Genomic DNA, 1,303 nt, shown 5'->3' on the forward strand with positions numbered 1-1,303 from the left:
AGTTGCCCGGCGCCATCGTACTGGTACTGACGCTTGAGCAACGTGGACTTGCCGTCGTGGCTGCCTAGCAGTTGCTCCTGCAGCCGTCCGGCCGGGTCCCAGGCCTGGGTCTGCATCAGCTTGTTGCCCTGATGGCGCGCCACTTCACGGTGCAGGTCATCGCGCTCGTAGCTGAGCATGTCGTGCTGGTCGAGCTTCATGCCCAGCAGGTGGCCGCTGCCGTAGGTCAGCCAACTGACCCTGTGGCCATCGGGGCGTACGGTCGCGATGCGCTGGTTGAGCACGTCGTACTCGTGCGTCCACACCGCCACCACCGGCTGCTGCAACCCCAGGTAATGCTGATGCTCGCGGGTCAGATTGCCCGCCTCGTCATGGAACCACTGCAGCTGGCTTGCCGCGTTGATCGCCTGGATCAGCCTGCCGTTGCCGTCATAGGCAAAGCGCTCGGTCTGGGACTGATCGCCCAGCCTGGCGGTACGCTCGGCCAGCCGACCCATGGGGTCGAAACGCAGGTCGATGCGGCGCTGGCCGACCTGGGTCGAGGCCAGGCGACCGCTGTACGGGTCGTATTGATAACGGGTGGTCAGGCCATCGAAGCCGGTCTCCTGCAACAGGCGACCGACCGGGTCGTACACGAAGTTCGCCTGGCTGGTGTTTTCGTTTTCCAGGCCGATCAGGCGGCCCAGTTTGTCCCAGCGGTAGCGCAGGGTGTGCTCGTTGGCGTCGACGCGCTCGGCCAGAAGCCCGGCGCCGGAATAGGTCCAGGTGGTGCAGCGGTCGAGCGCGTCGAGGTACGCCAGCAGACGGCCTTCGGCATCACGTTCGAAGCGCTCTTCGGTGTTGTCGGGGTGGGTGACCCTGGACAGTTGCCCGGCCTTGTACTCATAGGCGGTCTTGTTGCCCGCTGCGTCGGCGAACTGCACCAGCTGGCCGAAGTCGTTGTAGGCCCACTGGCTGGTCTTGCCTGAGCAGTCGACGTACTCGAGCAGTTGCCCGGCGTCGTTGTAGGCCAACGCCTTCTGGTTGCCGTTGGCGTCCTTGATCGCACTTACCAGGCCGCTTGGGGTGTAGGCAAATTCGGTCTTGTTGCCCAGCGGGTCGACCGTCTCTACCAGGTTGCCGCGCTCGTCGTAGTCGCGCAGCCAAAGGCCACCCTCGGCATCGCGGATCTTAATCAGCTGGTCATGGTCGTCGTAGGCGTAGTGCAGCGTGCTGTGGTCGGGACGGATGTGCTGCAGCAGGTTGCTGCGCTCATCAAAGCTGTAGCGGTCCTGGCTACCGTCGGGGTGCACGTGGCGGATGA

1 pseudogene is annotated in these 1,303 nt (G+C 64.5%); it reads right to left on the minus strand.

Going from position 1 to position 1,303, the window contains the following annotated elements:
• Positions 1-1,303, minus strand: a pseudogene (locus NJH59_RS25350) (RHS repeat protein); the annotation flags it as partial.

It is taken from the genome of Pseudomonas sp. VE 267-6A (assembly GCF_024126555.1).
Taxonomy (GTDB): Bacteria; Pseudomonadota; Gammaproteobacteria; order Pseudomonadales; family Pseudomonadaceae; genus Aquipseudomonas; species Aquipseudomonas palmensis.